Genomic DNA, 20,383 nt, shown 5'->3' on the forward strand with positions numbered 1-20,383 from the left:
AGCGGAGCCTAGTGGATATCGGCCAGGTAGAACGCTGCCACGCCACTCAGCCAGGGCGTCAGAGACAGCAGAAATAGGCCGGCGCAAGGCAACAGGCCACGCCAGCCACGGGTATGCACCAGATAGGCAGGAAGCACCACCGGCCAGAGGAAAAACAGGAAGGCGCCAAATTCGTAGGGCCGGTGATAACCGCGCCCCTTGGCATCCGCCAGGCACCAGTACACCAGCACCAGGGCAAAGGCCCAGCTCATCAGGAGCTCCGCCTGACGCGATGGAAAGTCGCCCGCATATCCCATAACCGAGTAATGCAGGATCGAGATCCCGAGCACCAACAGCCACACGAGCTTCATACACATCCTTGTTGTCACCTAGCTCGCAGCAGTTTCCATCGCCACGCTGCGGTTAGGCAATGCCTAGGCCGGGTAGCCGGTGATCTCGCGAATGCAGCCGTACAGTGGCTTGAGCTGCTTGTACATGCGCAGGTAGACCTCGCGGTACAGGCGCTCGTACACCGCCACCGCCTGCGGGTTGGGCTGGAACACCTTGCCGACCCGGGTCATGGCCGCGATGGCCGAGGGGAAGTCAGGATGCAGGCCGAGGCCGACGGCGCAGTCGATGGCCGCACCCAGGCCGGAGGCCTCGTACAGATGCGGGCGCTCGGCCGGCAGGTTGAAGATGTCGGCGGTCAGTTGCATGGCCGCATCGCTCTGCGAGCCGCCACCGGAGATGCGCAGGCGCTCGATACGCGTGCCCGAGCGCTTCTCGATGCGCTCCTTACCCTGGCGCAGGGCGTAGGCCAGGCCTTCGAGGATGGCGCGGTACAAGTGCGCGCGGGTGTGCACGTCGCCGAAGCCGATGATCGAGCCCTTGGCCTCCAGCCCCGGCTCGCGGATGCCCGGCGACCAGAACGGCTGCAGCATCAGGCCCATGGAGCCGGGCGGCACGCCCTCTACCAGCTCGTCGAACAGCGTCTCGGCCGCCACGCCCAGCTCCAGGCCGCGTTGGCGCTCGGCGTGGCCGAACTGCTCCTTGAACCAGCTGACCATCCAGAAGCCACGGAACACCATGACCTCGGTGTTGTAGTGGTCGGGAATCGCCGCCGGGTACGGCGGGATCAGCGGGATGGTCTCCAGGTACTTGGCGCGCGTGGTGTTGATGGTCGCCGTGGTGCCGTAGGACAGGCACGCCGTGCTCGGCTCCACACCGCCGGCGCCGATCACCTCGCAGGCCTTGTCCGAGGCCGCGGCAATCAGCGGCAAGCCCTCGGGAATGCCAGTGTGCCGGCTGGCCTCGGCGCTGATGCTGCCGATGCGCTCGCCCGGCTTGACCAGCTCCGGCAGCATGTCCGGGCGCACCGGAATGGCCTGCCACTTCCAATCGCTGGGCTTGGCCCAGCACAGGCGCTTGTAGTCGAACGGCAGGTAGGCCACGCAGCTGCCCACCGAGTCGGCGAAACGGCCGCACAGGCGATGGGTAAGGAAGCCCGACAGCAGCAGGAACTTGTGCGTGCGCGCCCAGATATCCGGCTGCTGCTGGGTGATCCAGTTGGCCTCGGCCTGGCTGCGGAAATAGTCGATGGTCTCTTCTTCACGGATCAGCTTGAACAGCCAGCCCCAGGGGCCCTTGATATGTCCCTCGACCTCGGCGCGGCGCTGGTCCAGCCAGAGGATGGCCGGGCGCAGCGGCTGGCCAGCCTCGTCTACGTTGATCAGGGTGCCGCGCTGGGTGGTCAGCGACACGCCAGCGATCTGGCTCTTGTCGATGTCGACACTGGCCCACAGTTGGCGGCAGGCCTCGCCGAGGCTCCGCCAGTAGTATTCCGGGTCCTGCTCGGCCCAGCCGGGATGCTCGGAGTAATAGGGCTCCAGCTCTACCTTGCCCTTGCCGACCAGGTTGCCGGCCAGGTCGAAGAGTAACGCGCGCACGCTCTGGGTGCCGTTGTCGATGGCCAGCAGATAGGGTTGTTCGCTCACGAGGTTTCACCGGGCAGGCTGTAACACTGGCGCCACAGCGCCAGATAACGTTGTTGTTGTTGTTCCCAGCGCGTATCGCTCCAGCCTAGGCGCGGCTGGCACAGGACGCGGATACGCGGCAGTTCGGCCGCGGCGCCATCGGCCAGAAGCAGGCCGATGCGGGTGCGGCGCAGCAGCAGGTCGTCCAGCTGCAACACCAGTTCGTTCTCGCAGGCCAGCGCCAGTTCGGCCCAGAGCGTGGTGCTGGCGCCAATGCACTCACTACCCAGCTCGCCGATCAACTCGGCCAGGCGCGGCAACGCATGACCATGGCGGCCGGCCAGGCGACGCTGCTGGCTCAGGCACAGACCGGGCAATGCCACCTGTGGCGACGCGCGGAAAACCGCCTGACCGACATCCGCCACCTCACGTCCGAGCATAGGCGCGCAGGCACGCAGCACTTCCAGGGCGAGCAGGCGGAAGGTGGTCAGCTTGCCGCCGGCCAGGGTCACACAGCCGGGCTCGACCCATAGGGCGTGCTCGCGCTTCTCGTCCGAGGGTTTCTTGCTCGCCCCCTGCTCTGCGCTGACCACCGGGCGCACGCCGGCCCAGGTGGAGAGCACGTCGGCGCGGCTGACGCCGGCATGGGGGAACACGCTGGCGCAGGCCGCCAGCAGATAGTCGACCTCGGCCACAGTAATTCGCGCATCGCTGTTCAATCCATCGCCATGGTCCAAGTCGGTGGTGCCGATCACCGTGGCGCCTTCCCAGGGGAAGACGAACACCGGCCGTTTGTCCTCGGGATGCATAAAGCTGATGGCCTGGGCCACCGGCAGGCGCCAGGCCGGCAGTAGCAGATGGCTGCCACGCAGCGGGCGGATATGTTCCAGGCCGCTCTTCTTGCGCAGCTCGTCGGCCCAGGCGCCAGTGGCCTGGGCCACGGCGCGGGCGCGGAAGCTGAAACGCTGGCCACTCTCGCTGTCCTCGGCGACCAGGCCGTTCACTCGTTCGCCATCGCGGCTCAGCTCGACCACGCGCATGCCATTGAGCGCCTCGCCGCCCTCGGCCCGCGCCTCGCCCAGCACGCGCATGACCAGGCGCGCATCGTCGGTGACCGCGTCGGTGAACAGGGTGCCGCCAAGCAGCTCGGTATCGTTCAATCCTGGCGCCAGATAGCGCAGCTCATTCGCCGGGTGGTAGCGGTGCAAGCGTTGCCCGGCCAGCGCGTCGTAGACGCCGAGCAGGCCGCCAAACACCTTGGGCCCAGGGAACTTGCCACGATAGTGGGGGAACAGGAACGGCAGCGGATCGACCAGCCCCGGCGCCTCGCCGAGCAGGCGCTGGCGCTCGCGCACCGAGTCGCGGGTCAGGCCCAGCTGGCCCTTGGCGATATAGCGCAGGCCGCCGTGGACCATCTTCGACGAGCGACTGGAGGTGCCCCAGGCGAAGTCGCGCTGCTCCAGCAGTAGGCAGCTCCAGCCGCGCCGCGCCGCCTCGCGCAGGATGCCGGCACCGCTGATACCACCGCCGACCACGATCAGATCCCAGTCACGCGCCGCCAGCTCGGGCAGCGCCGTCTCGCGCCACTGCGCGTTCCAGCTCGGCATTATCGAAACCCTTGAAGCAGCCGTCGCGAGCGCCCCGATAGCAAGGCGGACGGAGCGCAGCGACGAGACATATCAAGTCGATAGGCGAGGAGCGAGCACCGCCTCACAGCCGCTTGCGGCTGAACTGCCACAGGCAGGCCCGAAGGGCGAGCGCAGCGAGTCACGTAGCTATCGGGACGCGCAGTAGGCTTATTCATGGGTTTCCAGCAGCACACCAGGCGCCAGACGCTGCTCGGGATCGAAGTGCTGCGCCATGGCCTTGAGCGCCGCCATGCCCAGCTCGCCCTTCTCCGCCGCCAGGTAGGGCGCGTGGTCGCGGCCAACGCCGTGCTGGTGGCTGATGGTGCCGCGATTGTCGGCGATGGTCCGGCTGGCGACCTGCTTGAGCTTGGTCCAGCGTGCCTGGGTCGCCGCGTAGCTATCGCCCGGGCGGAACACGTAGGTGGTGTAGATGCTCGAACCCTGGCCGTAGACATGCGACAGGTGGGTGAACACGTGGACCTGTTCGCCCTCGTCCGCCAGGCCCTGGCGCAGGCTCGCCTCGACCTTGTTCAGCAGGTTGTCGACGTTGCTCCAGTCGGTGGCCGTCTCCAGGGTGTCCACCGCATACCCGGCCTCCCATAGGCCGTGACGCAGATAGGGGAAGCGGAAGCGGTTCTCCGCCCACTTCTTGCCCAGCAGGGTGCCGGTGAACACACCACCAAAGCCCTTCAGTAGTTTTTTCGCCTGCTTCACCGACAGCGCATTCTGGCTGCGGTTACCGGTGACGCCGAAGGTCAGCATGCACTTACCGACACGGGCGCCGCGCAGGGCCAGGTATTTCTCCAGCAGCGCGATCTGCTCGGGATGGCCGGCCAGGGCCAGCTGGGTCTCGGTCTCGATGGCGTTGGACAGGCGCAGCATGGACAGCGGAATACGTGCCTGTACCAAGGCGCGGATGCCGGCTAGGGCCTGTTGCCAGCTGGGCAGGAACACGGCGAAGAACTTCTCCTGCTCGGCCAGCTTGGTCACCCGCACCTTGACCTCGGAGATCACCCCGAAGCGGCCTTCGCTGCCGAGGATCAGCTCGCGCAGGTCCGGCCCTGCGGCCGAGGCCGGAAAGGTCGGGATGTCCAGGGTGCCGGCGAAGGTCTCGACCTTGCCGCCGGCGAACAGCTGTTCGATGCGCCCGTAGCGCAGCGACTGCTGGCCGCTGGAGCGGCTGGCGACCCAGCCACCCAGGGTGGACAGCTCCCAGGACTGCGGGAAGTGGCCGAGGGTGTAGCCGCGTGCGCGCAGCTGCGCCTCCACCTGCGGGCCGTTGGCGCCGGGGGCGAAGGTGGCGATCTGGCTCTGCTCGTCGAGGTCGAGCAGCTGGGTCATGCGCTCCAGCGACAGGGTCAGCACCGGCTTGACCGACTCAACCGGGTTGATGTGGCCAGCCACCGAGGTGCCACCGCCGTAGGGAATGACGATGACGTCCTGCTCCCGAGCCCAGACCAGCAACTCGCAGAGCTGCGCGGCGGTCTCCGGCAGGGCCACGCCGTCGGGAAACACGCCGAAGTCGCCGGAACGCATGGCCAGCCAGTCCGGCAGACTCTGCCCGCGGGCGTGGCGCACGCGCACTTCGGCGTCAACGCTGACCAGCGGATGGCGAACGCTCAGGCGCGACTCGGGCACCCGTGCCAGCACCTGCCCAAGCGTGGCGTCCGGCAGGCGCTGGCCTGCGCCGACCAGCCCTTCGAGGAAGGCCGCGCCATGCGCCGGCAGCTCCACCACAGTGGCCTCGTCGCCCCATCCGTTCCAACGTCGCATGCTTGCTCCCACCTATTCCGGTCATTCTCAATGGCTGCCTATACTAGCCAGCCGCCCGACCCGGTCACTGTCGTATCAGGACAGGCGCTGTCGCCAATCAAGACAAGCAGAACAACAAGAAAAGATGCTGACCCTCGGCTATACCTCCGTCCCCGCCCTGCTCAAGTACCTGCGCCACGCCGAACAGCTCGGCCTGGACCTGGACGCCGCACGCGCCGCCGCCGGCGTGACGCTGGACGACCTGGCCGACAACGGCCGGCGCATCCCCAGCGAGGCGCACGAACGGTTGCTGCAGCATCTGATGCAGGTCTCTGGCGACCCGCTGTTCGGCCTGCACTCGGCGCGCCACGTACAGCCCGGTTCTTGGAGCGTGCTCGGCTACATCACCATGAACTGCGCCACCCTCGGCGAAGCCATGAGCCGCATCGTGCCCTACGAGAAACTGGTCGGTGACATGGGCACCAGCCGCGTGGAGATGGGCGCCGACCATGTGCGGCTGATCTGGAACTGCCGTCACGAGAGCCCGGACATCCGCCGACACATGGTAGAGAACGTGCTGGCGTCCTGGCTGCTCTACGCGCGCTGGATCGCCGAGATGGAAAAGTCGCCGCGCGAGGTGTGGTTCGAGCACGCGCGCCCGGCCGAGACGACACAGGCGGACTACGAGGAAGTGTTCGGCTGCCCGGTGCTGTTCGCCCAGCCCTGCAACGCCCTGCTGGTACCGCTGGACTACTTGACCATTCCGCTGCGCCAGGCCGACGCCAACCTGCTGCGCACCCTGGAAGAACACGCGCTGACCATGATGGCCGGCCTCGACGACAACGAACCGCTGCCCCAGCGAGTGAAGAACGCCCTGCGCCTGCTGCTCAAGGACGGCCTGCCGCGCAAGGAGAAAGTCGCCGAGAAGTTCCACATGACGGTGCGCACCCTGCAGCGCCACCTGCAGCAGGCCGGCACCAGCTACCAGGAAATCCTCGACCAGCTGCGCCAGGAGCTGGCCGAGCACTACCTGTTGCGCAGCGACCTGGCGATCCAGGACATTGCCAGCTACCTGGGTTTCACCGAGTCGCGCTCCTTCCACCGCAGCTTCAAAAGCTGGACCGGGCTTACCCCAGGGGCTTACAGGCAGAAATATCAAAGAGCCATCAGTTTTTGATTGCCCCTCCCGATCCTTCGTGATCCAATCGACAAAAAAGCGGCGGCAATATAATAACTCGAATATTTCGCCAATAATTTGACCAATTCGACGTCAATTATCCAACCAGCGGCCTCTGCCAGGTCGACCGGGAGATATTCGTGCGAGCGCAATCCTCCGATAGCCTGCTGCTGTCAAAGCCGGGCTTCGTCCAGTACTTCATCGCTTTTACTCGTCTCCTGCATGGTTTCACTGCAGTAGCTCCGGGTCTTGCGATCATCTGGATGCTCAACGGGCATGAAATCACCGATATCCATGACCGGTACCACTTCGCACTGCTGATGTTCTTCGGCTTGATCACGGTGCTGATATTCCAGACAGCCGGCGTCTATAGCGACGACCTATTCAGTAATCGGCTTCGCTTTCGCCTGATGTTCTTCAGCTGGCTGGCCGCCTTCTCCGTCTTGCTATTCATGCATGCGGCGCTGGGCATGCTGACCTTCATCCCCTCACAACAAATGATGTTCTGGTTTGCCGCCGGCCTTGTGCTGTACGGAGCCGAGCGCCTACTCCTCAGGGCAGTTCTGCGTCAGCTCATCCGCCAAGGACGCCATATCCAGAATGCAGTGATCCTGGGAGGAACGGAGAATGGCGAGCGAGTCGCCGAATACATGCGTCGCAACGGCGATATCCGCCTCGGCATCCTCGGCTTCATCGATGACCGGATCAGCCGGGTCAACGGCGAACTCGCCGATCTTCCAGTGCTAGGCAACTTCAAGACGTTGGAGCAGATGATTCGCGAAGATCGGGTGCAGCAAGTGCTGGTGGCGCTTCCATGGTCCGCGGAGAGCCGTATCGGCCAGATCATCGGCCAGCTGCGCAAGCTGCCGGTCAGCGTCCTGCTTGCACCCGACATGCTGGCATTACGTCACGCCCACAACCGTATTACTGATGTCTCTGGCCTGCCGATGTTCAACGCATCCGAGCTCCCATTGCGCGGCTGGTCGCCACTGATCAAGCGTATAGAAGACCTGATTCTGGCCAGTCTGGCGCTGACCATCGTCGCACCGGTGATGCTGCTGGTAGCCATCGCCATCAAGCTGGACTCCCCTGGCCCGGTTCTCTTCCGACAAAAGCGCTATGGCTACAACAATCGACTGATCCAGGTATATAAATTCCGTTCCATGTACCACCAAATGGCCGACGCCAACGCAGAGCGTCAGACCATTCGCGGCGATGCACGAATTACACGTGTAGGTGCAATCATCCGCCGCTCCAGCATTGACGAGCTGCCGCAGCTGTTCAACGTCCTACTAGGCAGCATGTCGATGGTGGGCCCGCGCCCTCACGCCACTGCAACCAAGGCTGCCGGAGTACTGTTCGAAGATGCCGTAGAGGCCTACAGCGCACGCCACCGGGTCAAACCTGGAATAACCGGCTGGGCCCAGGTGAACGGCTATCGCGGCGAGACAGACACACTCGAAAAGATCGAACGGCGCATCGAGCTCGACCTGGAGTACATCGAACACTGGTCGATATGGTTTGACCTGTACATTCTCTTCCGCACCCTACCCGCTCTGGTCTTCACCAAGGAGGCGTATTAATGAGTAGCCTGATTCCCTGCATCATCGCTGGCGGTGCTGGAGCGCGCCTCTGGCCCGTGTCGCGGGAGGCCAGGCCCAAACCATTCATGCGCCTGCCTGACGGCGAAAGCCTGTTGCAGAAGACTTTCCTGCGCGCAGCCCGCCTGACGGGTGTCCAGCAGATTCTCACGGTGACCAACCGCGAATTACTGTTTACTACTCTGGATGACTACCGCCAGGTCAACGCCAACGGCCTGGCACTGGACCTGCTACTCGAACCCTGCGGCCGCAATACCGCACCGGCCATCGCGATTGCCGCACTGCATGCCCAGCGCCAGTACGGTGGTGACAGCCAGCTGCTGGTGATGCCGGCTGACCATCTGATCCAGGACGAGGCAGCCTTCGCCGCCGCTGTAGGCACCGCGAGAAAGATCGCTGCCAGCGGGCGCCTGGTCACCTTCGGCATCCAACCAAGCCGTGCCGAAACAGGCTATGGCTACATCGAGACCGGCAATACCCTGAGTACCGGTGGGCAAGAGGTTCTGCGCTTCGTTGAAAAGCCGGATGCCGCTACAGCCCAGCAATACCTGGAGGGAGGGCGGCACTTGTGGAATGCGGGCATGTTCTGCCTGCAGGTCGACTGCCTGCTGGAAGAGTTGCAGCGCCATGCCCCCGAGGTCCTGGATGCCGCTCGCGCCAGCCTGGAAGCCAGCCAATCGCTGCAGGGCAAGGAATGCATGCAGTGCGAACTGGATCGTTCGACCTTCGCCAAGGCACCTGACATTTCCATCGACTATGCCCTGATGGAGCGCTCGACAAAAATCGCCGTGGTGCCCTGCGACATCGGCTGGAACGATATCGGCTCCTGGCTCACCCTGCGGGATCTACTGCCCAGCGACGAGCAAGGCAACCAAGTCCGCGGCGAAGCCATCCTGCACGACGTCAGCAACTGCTACATCGACAGCCCTGAACGCCTGGTCGGCGCCGTCGGCGTGCAGGACCTGATCGTGGTCGACACCCCTGACGCGCTACTGATCGCCGACGCCGAGCGCAGCCAGGACGTCAAACACATTGTCACGGAGCTCAAGCGCCGCGGCCACGTGTCCTATCGCCTGCATCGCACAGTCAGCCGTCCCTGGGGCAGCTACAGCGTCATCGAGGAGGGCCCTCGCTTCAAGATCAAACGCATCGTCGTTCGTCCAGGCGCAGCGTTGTCTCTGCAAATGCACCATCATCGCAGCGAACACTGGATCGTGGTCAGCGGTATGGCTCGGGTGGTCAACGGTGAGCGGGATTTCCTCCTCGACACCAATCAATCGACCTTTATTCCGGCTGGCCACAGCCACCGCTTGAGCAACCCTGGGGTCATCGACCTGGTGATGATTGAGGTGCAGAGCGGCGAGTATCTCGGCGAAGATGACATCGTGCGCTTCGAGGATATCTACGGCCGTACGGCCGCTGACGAGCCCCGCAACTGATGCGTACCGCCCTGATCATTCCGACCCGCAACGCAGGCCCGCACCTGGATAGGCTACTGCCCGCGCTAGAGCAGCAGACTCTACAGCCGGATGAGTTTCTGGTCGTCGACAGCAGTTCGCACGATGACAGCGTTGCGCGCCTGCGCGCGTTCGGAGCCCGCGTCGAGGTAATTGAGGTTAGTCAGTTCAACCACGGCGGCACCCGCCAGTGGGCCAGCCAACAGGTCGATGCAGAAGTTCTGATCTACCTCACTCAGGACGCCATCCCGGCAGACCCACAAGCGCTGGAAAACCTCCGTGCCGAACTGCTCGCCGAGCCCGACATCGGCGTCGCATATGGCCGCCAGTTGCCACACCCGCACGCAGGCCTGCTGGCCAGCCAGGCGCGCCGCTTCAACTATCCAGCCCAGGGCTGCACCAAGCGCCTCGCAGATGCAGCAGAGCTAGGCATCAAGACCTGCTTCAGCTCTGACTCTTTCTCCGCCTACCGGCGCAGCGCGCTCGATGCCATCGGCGGTTTTCCCCATGACGTTATCGGCAGCGAGGATGCGTATGTGGCAGGCAAGCTGATTCTGGCTGGACACGCTGTGCGCTATGCCGCCAGCGCTTGCGTTCAGCACTCCCATGATTACCGGTTGATGGAAGAGTTTCGCCGTTACTTCGATATCGGCACCTTCTATGGCCGCGAACGCTGGATTGCCGAAACTTTTGGCCGCGCGAGCGGTGAAGGCATGCGCTATCTACGTGCAGAAATCACCGCACTGCACGCTGCTGGCGCCCTGTGGCGCCTGCCCGAGGTGCTGTTGCGTACAGCCCTGAAACTGTTCGGCTACAAGCTCGGCTATCACGGCCAGGCGCTGCCGCGCCCTCTGAAACGACAACTCAGCATGTTCGCTGCCTACTGGAACTGAATCATGTCGCCAAATGCCCTGTACCGACTGCTGTCCTCCACCCTGCTCGTCGCAGCCCTGGCAGCGTGCAGCACTCCTGCACGCGTGCATCTGCCCGAAGACGAGGATCTCAAGTACCGGCATCAGGAGCTGTACAAGCTCGCCGAGCTACCGCCACCTCAGGTGCGCATCCAGAGTGGCGACACACTGCGCATCGTGCGCGATGCCCAAGAGCCCTCGGAAAAGGATGATATGACCCTGTTCGTGGTGCGCCCCGACGGCTACTTCTCGATGCCCTTCGTCGGCCTGATCAAGGCTGATAACCGCACGCCAGAGGACGTCGCCAAGGAAGTCACCGACAAGCTGTCGAAGATCTATCGCCGACCCAACGCGACGGTGAACATCGCCATCGCGCCGAGCAACAAGGTATTCATCGGCGGTGCCGTACCCAACGCCGCCTTCTTCGACCTGGTCGGCCACGCCACTCTGGAACAGGTATTGCTGGCATCTGGCGGTGTACTGCCCTCGGCCGACAGCGACAACGTCGCGTTGCTGCGCGCCGGCGATGACGGCAAGTACAAGCTGTATTTCTTCAGCCTGGCCAACCTACTACAGGAGAAGGACCGCCCCATGGTGGCCATGCAACGTGGCGACATCATCTACGTACCGCAATCCGGCATCGGCAGCGCCGTGGAGGCCGTGGACATGTACTTCACTCGCCTGATTCCGATCAACAAGGGTATCGGAGTCGGTTTCAACTACGACCTCAACGACACCCAGGTCAAGGATAGCGGCAACACCTACAACAGCAGCCAGACCATCGTGAACCCCTGATGCATCTACTCAAGACCGACCATGCCTTGGCTGCTGCTGACCTCCAGTTGCGCCACCCACTACAGACCCAGCTTCAGCTGCGCACGCCTCAGACCGCACAGGGAGTGTTCTAGATGATCGACATTCGTTCCTTCCGCGACTTGCTGCGGCTGTTCTTCATCTTCCGCCGCGAGTTCCAGTGGGCGGTCATCGTCACCGTGGTCGTAGCCGTGCTCGGTGCATTCCTGCTACCAACCAAGTACGAATCCAACGCACGCCTGCTGGTCAAACCGGGGCGCGAAAGCACGACCATGCCGATCGAAGTCGCCAACCGCCAGGCCTTGATCGCGCCCAGCACCCAACGCGATCCGATCGTGGACGAAGAAAAGATGCTGACCGGCCGGCCCATCGTGCGCATGGTCGCCGAGCGCTATATCGAACAGATGGCCGGCTATCAGCCGCAGGGCTTCTGGAAAACCGTCAAGTTCTATGTCGGCAAGGTGTTCAACTGGGGCATCGAGCTGATCCGCGGCATTCTGCAGATGCTAGGCATCGTCGAAGCTCAGAGTGACGTCGAGCGCTTGGCCAAAAAACTGGAAAAGAACTTCACGGTAGGCCACGAGCCTGGATCGGCAGTGATGGAGGTCAGCTTTACCTGGAACGACCCGGCCATTGCTCAGAAAGTTGTGGAAACCTGGATCGATGCCTTCCTTGAGGAGCGCACTCGCACTCTCGGCCGCAAGAGCCTGTACACCTTCTACGAAAACGAAATGAAGAAGGTCGACGGTCAGATCGGCTTGCTCAAGACCGACCTGCAAGGTCGCCTGCAGGGCATCCACTCGATCAGCGTGAAGGAGCGCCTGGAAAACCTTACCAACCAGGTCAACCGCCTGGCAGACGCACGCGCCGAACTGGTCAACGACCAAGCCGGTATCCGCAGCTTCCTTACCGATGCACGCCTGCAGCTTAAGCGTCAGCCGCAGGAAGTGATCACAGCTCGGGAAGTTAGCCTCAACCCGTCGCAGCTCGACCTCAAGCGTCGCCTCAACACCCTCGAACAGGAGCGCGCCGTCCTGCTGCGCACCTTCCTGCCCGATGCACCACCAGTCAAGGAAGCCGAAGAGAACATCGCCCAGATGAAAGCGATGATCGCCCAGGAAGCCGAACGACTGGAGCGCTCGAAAAACTTCGCGCCCAACTCCATCGTAGTCAGCCTGCGCCAGCAGATCGTCGATGCCGAACTGCGCGAGCGCCAACTTAGTGGCCAGATCAAGGACTACGACCTGCAGCTGGAGCAGCTGCGTAGCGAGCGCGCGCGCGTGATGTCCCAGGAGCCGGACATCAATCGCCTGCTTCTGCAACTGGCCAGCGCCGAGAAAAGCTACGCGCTGTACGCGGAGAATCTGGAGAAAGCCCGAATCGACCGCGAGCTGGACAACAGCCAGATCAGCAACATTGCTCAGGTCGAGCAGGCTACCTTCAATCCCAGCCGGGTCTTCCCCAAGAGCCTGATGATTCTGCTGCTCGCCCTGCCGGCCGGTCTCGCCGTAGGCCTGCTAACGCTCTACATCTGCTACCTGCTGGACCAACGCATCCATGACGGCGCGCGCATCGAGGAAACCTTCAAGGTACCGCTGTGGACCACCCTCTCCGACCTCGGCTCACCGCCCTGGAAGATCAGCAGCCCGTTCACTGCCAGCCTTTATCGGCTCTACAGCCTGCTGCCCAGCGAGAGTATCGACCAGAAGGGCCTGACACTGGCCCTGACCTCCGCGCGCCCCGGAGAAGGCGTCACCTTCGTGATTGATCATCTACACGCCATGCTGGCTGATCGTGGCCATCAGGTACGCCTGGGCGGCGATACTCCGGCCCAGCCTGGTGAGGTCGTGTTACTTGATGCAGCAGGCCTGATGATCAATCAGCAGGCCTTCATTGCTCTGCGCCGAGCCGATCTGATCGCCCTGGTGATCGAAGCCAAGACCAGCACCGTACCGGTGGTCGAGAACGCCTTGTCGGTGCTCAACACCGCGTTCGGCAAAGTCGACGGCATCATCCTCAACCGCCGCCGCTTCGAGGTACCGGCACGGGTGCTGGATATAGCGCGCCGCCTGAGGGGCGAAGGCTGATGCGCATTGCCCTGCTGGCGCCGCTGCCGCCAGAGCAAACCGGCATTGCCGACTATGCCGAACACTTTCGCCGCGCGCTTGAGGCCCGTAGCGTGCAGGTGTTGACGCCACTGCAGGGCTGCACAGCCACTCAGCTGCCGCAGCGCCTAGCTGAGTTCGACTGGAATCAAGTGCAACTGGTCCATGCCGAACTGGGCGGCGGCCGCTTAAATGAGTTCCACGCTCTCGATTACCTGCGCCAGCGGTATCCCCAGTTGCCACTGACCGCGACGGTGCACGACCCTGAGCGCCTGGTCTGGCGTCGCGCGCAACTGCCTTGGCCATTGTCGCTGGCAGAGCGCTTACCGCGCCCGTTGCCCCAAGCTGCAGCCCTGCTGGCCGATCCCCTAACCCTACATGAAGAACGCCGCCTGGCTCGCCATCTGCGCCATGCAGTGACGCTTACCGATCTAGGCGGCCGCTGCCTGGCTCGGCGCATGAGGCTGGCCCCTGGCCAGACAGTCACCATCCCGCACGGCAACCTGCCCCTAGCGCCGGCAGAATTGCCGCAACTGGAGCCACTCCGCCTGCTCTACTTCGGCTTCATCTACCGCGGCAAAGGCATCGAGGATCTGCTCAACGCGCTCGCCCAAGTGTTCGCTCGCCAGCCGGACCTGCGTGGCCGCCTACGCCTAGCCTTGGCCGGCGGCACTGCGCCAGAGATGGCCTTCGGCCCGAACGGGAACTATCTCGACGAGCTGCGAGAACTGGCCGCGAGCCTTGAGCTGAGCGAGCACCTCGACTGGCACCTCGACCTGCCGGGCGATGCCATCGCCAGTACCATCCAGGCACACCATGTAATGGTCCTCCCCTACCGCGAATCGAAAAAGCTCGGCCTTCTCGGTGAGATGCGTGGTACCAGCGGCGCGCTGTCCTGGGCCAACGCCTGTGGCCGCGGGGTGATAACCTCTAACGCACGGGCTTTTGCCGAGGAGGTGGCCAGCGGAAACGGCGCCACCTATCCACAGGGCGATGTCGCGGCACTGTCCCAGGCTATCGAGGCGCTGGCTCTGCGCCCGACAGAAGCCATGCGCTGGGCTGCGCGCGCGGGCGAAATAGGCCGGGAGCGCAACTGGGCGGCCACAGCCGAGCGCTTCCACTCCCTGTTCCGCGCCGCCTGCGGAGAAGCCTGACATGCGCAAAAAACTACTGATCGCAGCGCCGCTCGCTGGTCTGCTCGCATTCTCTCTCGCGGTTTATCCCAACCTGCACGCCGAAGCCAACGGCGTCCAACTCAAAGCTCCACGTGCAGTCGAGTGGCGTGAATTCCTCGGAGTCAACGCGCACTTCCTGTGGTTCCCGCCCGAGCAATACAGCAAACAGATGCAACAGTGGAAGGCACTCGGCCTCGACTGGACTCGCGTGGACCTGCACTGGGACCGCCATGAGCCAGAACAAGGCAAGTACCGACTGGGCGAACTCGATGGTGTGATCAAGCAACTGCAGCAGGAACAACTGAAGTCGGTGTTCTACTTGGTCGGCTCGGCGCCACACGCCACCAGTGCACCCTATGGATCGCCGACACCGGACCAGTACCCGCCCAAAGATCCGCAGCTGTTTGCCGATGCCATGAGCATGTTCGCCAAGCGCTACCCTTCGGTGGACGCCTGGCAGGTCTGGAACGAGCCGAACCTGCCATCGTTTTGGCGCCCGCATGAAGACCCGGTCGGCTATGGCCGCCTGTTGCAGGTCACAGCACCCGCGCTGCGCCAGGCGGCACCAGGCAAACCAGTGATCATGGCCGGCATGGCCTACTACAGCCAGATGCCGGTCAAGGGTGGGCTGATGCTGGAAGAGTTGGGCAAGCTCGGCGTCCAGCAACTCGGTACCGTAGTGGCCTACCATCCCTATTCTCAGGAACCAGAAAGCGACGAACCCGGTGCCAACGATTTCATCCTGCGCTCACAGCAGCTCAATGCCACTCTGCGTGGCGTGCAGGTCCCGGGCATCTGGGCCACCGAATGGGGCTGGTCGAGCTATAACGGCCCCAAGGAACTGCAGGAAATCATCGGCACCGATGGCCAGGCCGACTACCTGCTACGCCGCTTAGCCCTGATGAGTGCGCTGGACTACGACCGTATCTTCCTGTTCGCCCTGGCCGATTTGGACAGCCGGGCCAGTGCCCGCGACCAGCACTATGGCCTGCTCGACCTGCAGGGTCGGCCAAAGCCGGCATACAAGGCCCTCAAGCGCTTCCTCAAGATCAGTGGCCCGCGCCTGGAACCTAGTGATCCCCCCGCGCTGGCGGCCAGTATCGACGACCTCTATAGCATCGCCTGGAAGCGCGAGGACGGACGCAACCTATGGCTGTTCTGGAGCGCCAGCGGCGCCGAAGTGCAGCTGACCAACGTCACCCGCGCCCTGCTGCATGATCCGCTGACCGGCGACAAGCAGACGCTGGAGGACGCCAACGGTCTGCGCTTCAAGGGCAAGCCCAGCCTGCAGATGTTGGTCTGGTGAGGATATAGATGCGTATCCTGTGGATTCTCCCGTACCTGCCTTGGCCCACCTCCAGCGGAGGCAAGACACGCCAGTACCACCTCCTGCGCACCATGGCGGCACGCGGCCACCGCATCACTCTGCTGGTGCAGACCAAGCAGGCGCTTGACGAGGAGACCCGCCAGACGTTGGAGCCGCTGCTGGAGCAGTTGATCGTGCTGCCCCGGCGCGGCCTGCGGCACCCGTTAACCCTGGCAGCCGCACTGTTCGGCCCCTGGCCACTGCTGACCTGCGTCAATGGACTCAGCCCAGCACTGACCCTGCGCTTTAACGCCCTCCTCAAGCAACGGTGGGACATCATCCAGGTCGAGCACAGCTACAGCTTCCAGCCCTATGCCCGCACTCTGCAGCAACAAGGGCAATCGTTCATCCTCACCGAACACAATCTGGAGTCCAGCCTCGGCGGCGCCACTTACAGCCGTTTTCCCACCTGGCTGGCGCCTTTCATAAGCTTCGACCAGTGGCGTGCACGCCGCTGGGAGCGCCAGGTATTCGATGCCGCATGTCGGGTCGTGGCAGTCACCGAGTCCGATGCCCAGGCCATGCAAGGCCTGACCGACACTCCAGTTGAGGTGGTGGTCAATGGCGTAGACTGCCGCGGTTTTGCCGAGGTCCAGCGTGCCGCGCAAAGCCAGCGCATCCTGTTCGTTGGCAACTATGAATACCCACCAAACGTCGATGCAGTAACTTGGGCTCTGGACGAAATTCTGCCGCGTCTCTGGCAAACCCACCCCGAGGCACGCTTCGCCGTAGCCGGTTACGCAATGCCGGGCGAATGGGCTCAGAGATGGCCCGATCCACGCATCGAGTGGCACGGCTTCGTCGACGATCTGCGCACCCTGCAGGCCGAGAGCAGCCTGTTCCTTGCACCACTGCGCCACGGTGGTGGCTCCAAGCTCAAGGTATTGGAAGCACTGGCCGCCGGCCTGCCGCTGGTCAGCACAGCCCAGGGCGTCTCCGGACTAACGCTACGCGACAGCGAGGACTATCGCGCTGGCGAGAGTGCTCCAGCCCTGGCCACAGCCCTAGCACAGCTACTTAGTGACTCCGATCTGGCTAAACAGCTGGCCATCGCGGGTCGCAACTATGTCCTGCAACAACATGATTGGCAGGCTGCTGCCAACCAGCTCGAAAGCGTCTATCAGCAAGCGACCGACAAGGAGTGCCGCGCATGCGTGTAGGTCTGGATTACCGACCCGCCACAGTCGCCCCACAGTCCGGCATCGGCCGCCAGGTGCGCGCGCTAGAAAGCGCATTGCAGGAGCGCGCGCGCACAGAGCTGCTGCGTTTCACCGAAGCCCCCCTGGACCACCCGCAACGCCAGAGTGCCTTCTGTCCGGAGTGGGCCAGCCCCCTAGGAGGTCTACAGCGTCCGCAAGTGCGCCTACGCTTCGAGGCAAACTTCCTGCCCGCTGCACTGCGTGAGCAGGCCGTTGACCTGTACATCGCCACGGCCAACATGGGCCTACCACTGGGCCGCAAGCCTGCCGGACAGCGCCAAGTACTACTGCTACACGACCTCTTCCAGCTGACCGAGCGCAATTACCATCGCTCGCGCCTCAAGGCACTGGCCTATCGACTGATCGATACCCTGTCGGTCGCCTGGTCAGTGTGGCGCGCCGACCGCGTCTGGTGCCCCTCGCAGTTCTCTGCCAACGAAACCCAGCGTCTGTTCCCCTTCGCCAAAGGCAAGGTGCGCGTACTGCCCAACTTGGTGCCCACCCTCGCCAGCACTGATGAAAAGCCCCCCCAAAGTCTGCCAACCCGCTATTGGCTGGCCGTGGGCACCCGCGAGCCGCGCAAGAACATGCCACGCTTCGTCGAGGCCTGGCGCCAGGCACGCACACAATCGGCGGAGGTCCCTGAGCTAGCGTTGGTCGGCGATCCGGACGACCTGCCCGAAGCACTGCGTGCTTTGTCCGGCCTGCACTGGCTGAGCGGCCTGGATGACCAAGAGCTGCAAGCTCTCTATCGCCATGCCGAATGTCTCTGGCAACCGTCCTACGCAGAAGGCTTTGGCCTGCCGGTGGTGGAAGCACTCAGTTTGGGTACGCCCGTGGCCCTGGCCAGAGGTTCAGCCTTGGATGAAGTTGCACCAGCCGACTCACCGCGCTTCGAGGCCCATTCGACCCAGTCCATGCTCGACTGCCTGCTGCACCTGGCAAGCACCGCACCAATCCGTGACGTATCGGCGCTACACCAGTGGAGCCAACGCTTCGCCATGCCAGCCTACGCCGCGCGCCTGAACGAGCTGCTCGAGGAGCTGCGCGCTTGAATATTGGCCTGCCTATCGCCGTCCTGCTCGGCACGCTGTTCGGCGGTCTGCTCTGGGTACTGCCGATCAGCAAGCTGGTCATCCTGCTCGCCGGCGTCACCCTGGCCCTGACCCTGATGCGCAAGCCCCTGTGGGGCCTGCTGCTGTTCGCTGTGCTGGCCACCAGCATTCCGTACACCACGGTGCAGGTCGGCATCCGCACCACCGTCAGTGAAGCCGTGCTGGCCCTAACCTGGGTCGCGGTACTCTGGCAGGCGTTTCTTGGGCGCAACCGGGGGCTGCTCCAATGGCACCCGCTGGAGCGCAGTCTGGCCATATTGATGGCCTACAGTGCCATCCCCTTTGTGGTCGGCATGCTGATCATCCATGCCGAAGGCAACGGCCCGGTGAACTGGGTGCGCTGGCTGATGAACCTGTCGCTTCTGTTCCTGGTGCCGCTGCTGCTGCGTACGGAGCGTGATCGCGATCAGCTAGTTGTTGCACTGCTGCTGGGCAATCTAGCGATGTTGTGCCTGTCGATCTTCATCTTCCTCAAGGATCGTGACGCCAACACCATGATCCCTATCCTCACCGACCTCAAATATGCACACCCCGAGGCAGTCAAAGACATCTTCTCGGCCAACTACCAACGCATGGCGTCGCCCTGGGTACACCCGAACCTAACCGGCGGCATCCTCGCGCTGATGGTACCGCTGGCTCTGCTCTATGGCTGGACCCGCGAAGGCTGGCGGCGCTTACTCGGGTTAAGCGTGGCGATCCTGGGCTGCGCCGGGCTGCTGTTCAGTATCTCGCGCGGAGCAATAGTTGCGCTGGTGCTGGTGCTGTTCTGGCTGAGCTACAAGCGCGTGCCGTATAGCGGGCGTATTATCGGGCTGGGGGCAGCCTTTGGCGCCGCACTGGTGATGTTCTACCCGCCGCTGCAAGAGCGCCTGCTCAGCATGTTCTCAGCCAGCAACGCCAGTACCGAAATCCGCTTCGAGGAATACGCGATGTTCCCCGAAGCAATGGCACGCTACCCACTGGGTATCGGCTTCAAGATCGACCCTCCAGTGCCGGACAGTGGCCTGCTGGGTATTTCCAACCTGTGGCTGAACTTCATCTACAAGATTGGCCTGCCGGGCATGGCCCTTTTCGTGCTAGTCACACTGCGCTGGTGGCGCGAAGTACGCCCTCTGGCCAGCATCACCCAGATCACTAAAGAAAACGCTCTCTGGCTGGGTAGCCTGGCCGGCGTGATGGCAGCGCTGCTGACCGGCATCTTCGATCACTACTACAGCTTCACCTTCGTCATCATCGCCCTGTTCTGGCTGCTCGCAGGCCTAGCTCTACAGCAGGCCAGGCTTTACCCGCAGCAAACCACTGGCCGCAAGGAATCCGCCCAATGAAGCACCGAGTCATGCTCCGCTCGCACCTGCGTAATCAGCTCGACGAGTACGCCAGCAAACTTGGCACCAGCCCGGAAGAGCTCGGCCAGGCGTTCGAGTGGATGCTGGCTAATGATGTGGCCTTCGAAGAAGGTGAACGCTATGCGATCTCCTCCATCGATGCCGAGCAGCGTATTGATCATCCGCTGGCAAAGCGCTTCTACGCGCTGCTCAAGACCGAGATTCCGGCAGAGTTCGTCCCCGTCTACGGAAAGAACTGGGCCACGCTCAGGGATCGCTGGCTGCGTGTCTGGGAGCAGGTATACAACATCATCATCAACAAGATCCCTAGCCACAATGTACGCCTGTGGTGGCTGCGCGCAGGCGGCGCGAAGATCGGCAAAGGCTCGTCCATCTGGCGCAATACTGAAGTGCTCGGAGTGAACAACCTGGTAATCGGCGAAGACAGCGTAATCGCCTGGCACTGCCAGGTGGACGCCCGCGCCGGCCTAGTGATCGGCGACCATGTGGCAATCGCCTCGCACGTACTGATCATTGCCGGCACCCATGATCTGAATGCACCTGAGTTCTGGTCGATCTCCGGCCCGATCTATATAGACGACTACGCCTGGATCGCCAGCCGTGCGCTGATCAGCTACGGCGCACATATCGGGCGCGGCGCAGTAGTGACCGCCAATACCACGGTGGCCAAGGAGATCGCCCCCTACAAAATCGTAGGGGGTAGTGGCGCCAAACCTATGGGAGAACGCCCCCACGACCTCAATTACAAGGTCGGAGGCAAAGGCCTGTTTACCCTGCTGCACTGAC

The 20,383-nt window shown here is 63.3% G+C and carries 16 protein-coding genes; 12 read left to right on the top strand and 4 right to left on the bottom strand.

The features are described 5' to 3' along the window. Positions 1 to 8: 8 nt before the first annotated feature. From IP89_RS13515 to IP89_RS13530, 4 genes are all read right to left on the bottom strand, one after another. Positions 9 to 350 (bottom strand): hypothetical protein, encoded by a 342-nt coding sequence (locus IP89_RS13515; RefSeq protein ID WP_043310084.1) that lies wholly within the window; start codon positions 348 to 350, stop codon positions 9 to 11. Between the two features lie 63 nt (positions 351 to 413). Further along, positions 414 to 1,973: an FGGY-family carbohydrate kinase gene (locus IP89_RS13520; RefSeq protein WP_043310085.1), complete on the bottom strand. Its 1,560-nt coding sequence runs from the start codon at positions 1,971 to 1,973 to the stop codon at positions 414 to 416. Beyond that, entirely contained in the window at positions 1,970 to 3,559 is a 1,590-nt protein-coding gene (locus tag IP89_RS13525; protein ID WP_043310086.1) for a glycerol-3-phosphate dehydrogenase/oxidase, read from the bottom strand. The genes IP89_RS13520 and IP89_RS13525 overlap by 4 nt, the downstream gene beginning before the upstream one ends. A 189-nt stretch (positions 3,560 to 3,748) precedes the next feature. Then, on the bottom strand, positions 3,749 to 5,353 hold the full coding sequence (locus IP89_RS13530) for an FAD-binding oxidoreductase (RefSeq protein ID WP_043310087.1): 1,605 nt from the start codon (positions 5,351 to 5,353) through the stop codon (positions 3,749 to 3,751). Positions 5,354 to 5,477: 124 nt separating this feature from the next. Here IP89_RS13530 and IP89_RS13535 point away from each other — a divergent pair, with 124 nt between their 5' ends. The 12 genes from IP89_RS13535 (at position 5,478) to IP89_RS13590 (ending at position 20,382) form a co-directional block, all read left to right on the top strand. Beyond that, a complete protein-coding gene (locus IP89_RS13535) occupies positions 5,478 to 6,509 on the top strand; it encodes an AraC family transcriptional regulator (RefSeq protein WP_043310088.1) in 1,032 nt (343 codons plus the stop codon). A gap of 140 nt (positions 6,510 to 6,649) precedes the next feature. Beyond that, positions 6,650 to 8,092 (top strand): undecaprenyl-phosphate glucose phosphotransferase, encoded by a 1,443-nt coding sequence (locus IP89_RS13540; protein WP_043310089.1) that lies wholly within the window; start codon positions 6,650 to 6,652, stop codon positions 8,090 to 8,092. Continuing rightward, the gene (locus IP89_RS13545; protein ID WP_043310090.1) at positions 8,092 to 9,549 is read left to right on the top strand and encodes a mannose-1-phosphate guanylyltransferase/mannose-6-phosphate isomerase; all 1,458 of its coding nucleotides are present in this window, start codon (positions 8,092 to 8,094) and stop codon (positions 9,547 to 9,549) included. Before IP89_RS13540 ends, IP89_RS13545 begins: the two co-directional genes overlap by 1 nt. Continuing rightward, a complete protein-coding gene (locus IP89_RS13550; RefSeq protein WP_043310091.1) occupies positions 9,549 to 10,460 on the top strand; it encodes a glycosyltransferase family 2 protein in 912 nt (303 codons plus the stop codon). The genes IP89_RS13545 and IP89_RS13550 overlap by 1 nt, the downstream gene beginning before the upstream one ends. Next, complete coding sequence (locus IP89_RS13555) at positions 10,461 to 11,273, top strand: polysaccharide biosynthesis/export family protein (protein WP_043310092.1); 813 nt, start codon at positions 10,461 to 10,463, stop codon at positions 11,271 to 11,273. It begins immediately after the preceding gene. A gap of 113 nt (positions 11,274 to 11,386) precedes the next feature. Then, positions 11,387 to 13,378, top strand: coding sequence for an LPS biosynthesis protein (locus tag IP89_RS13560; RefSeq protein ID WP_043310093.1), 1,992 nt, complete (start codon positions 11,387 to 11,389; stop codon positions 13,376 to 13,378). After that, on the top strand, positions 13,378 to 14,550 hold the full coding sequence (locus tag IP89_RS13565) for a glycosyltransferase (RefSeq protein ID WP_043310094.1): 1,173 nt from the start codon (positions 13,378 to 13,380) through the stop codon (positions 14,548 to 14,550). The genes IP89_RS13560 and IP89_RS13565 overlap by 1 nt, the downstream gene beginning before the upstream one ends. Before the next feature lies 1 nt (position 14,551). Next, entirely contained in the window at positions 14,552 to 15,877 is a 1,326-nt protein-coding gene (locus tag IP89_RS13570; protein ID WP_043310095.1) for a beta-galactosidase, read from the top strand. Positions 15,878 to 15,885: 8 nt separating this feature from the next. Further along, the gene (locus IP89_RS13575) at positions 15,886 to 17,097 is read left to right on the top strand and encodes a glycosyltransferase family 4 protein (protein ID WP_043310096.1); all 1,212 of its coding nucleotides are present in this window, start codon (positions 15,886 to 15,888) and stop codon (positions 17,095 to 17,097) included. Then, positions 17,088 to 18,191, top strand: coding sequence for a glycosyltransferase family 1 protein (locus tag IP89_RS13580; protein ID WP_043310097.1), 1,104 nt, complete (start codon positions 17,088 to 17,090; stop codon positions 18,189 to 18,191). Before IP89_RS13575 ends, IP89_RS13580 begins: the two co-directional genes overlap by 10 nt. Continuing rightward, on the top strand, positions 18,188 to 19,576 hold the full coding sequence (locus IP89_RS13585) for an O-antigen ligase (RefSeq protein WP_043310098.1): 1,389 nt from the start codon (positions 18,188 to 18,190) through the stop codon (positions 19,574 to 19,576). Before IP89_RS13580 ends, IP89_RS13585 begins: the two co-directional genes overlap by 4 nt. Then, positions 19,573 to 20,382 (top strand): acyltransferase, encoded by an 810-nt coding sequence (locus IP89_RS13590; protein WP_043310099.1) that lies wholly within the window; start codon positions 19,573 to 19,575, stop codon positions 20,380 to 20,382. The genes IP89_RS13585 and IP89_RS13590 overlap by 4 nt, the downstream gene beginning before the upstream one ends. The last annotated feature ends 1 nt before the right edge of the window (position 20,383 follow it).

The organism is Pseudomonas sp. ML96, from assembly GCF_000761545.1.
Taxonomy (GTDB): domain Bacteria; phylum Pseudomonadota; class Gammaproteobacteria; order Pseudomonadales; family Pseudomonadaceae; genus Aquipseudomonas.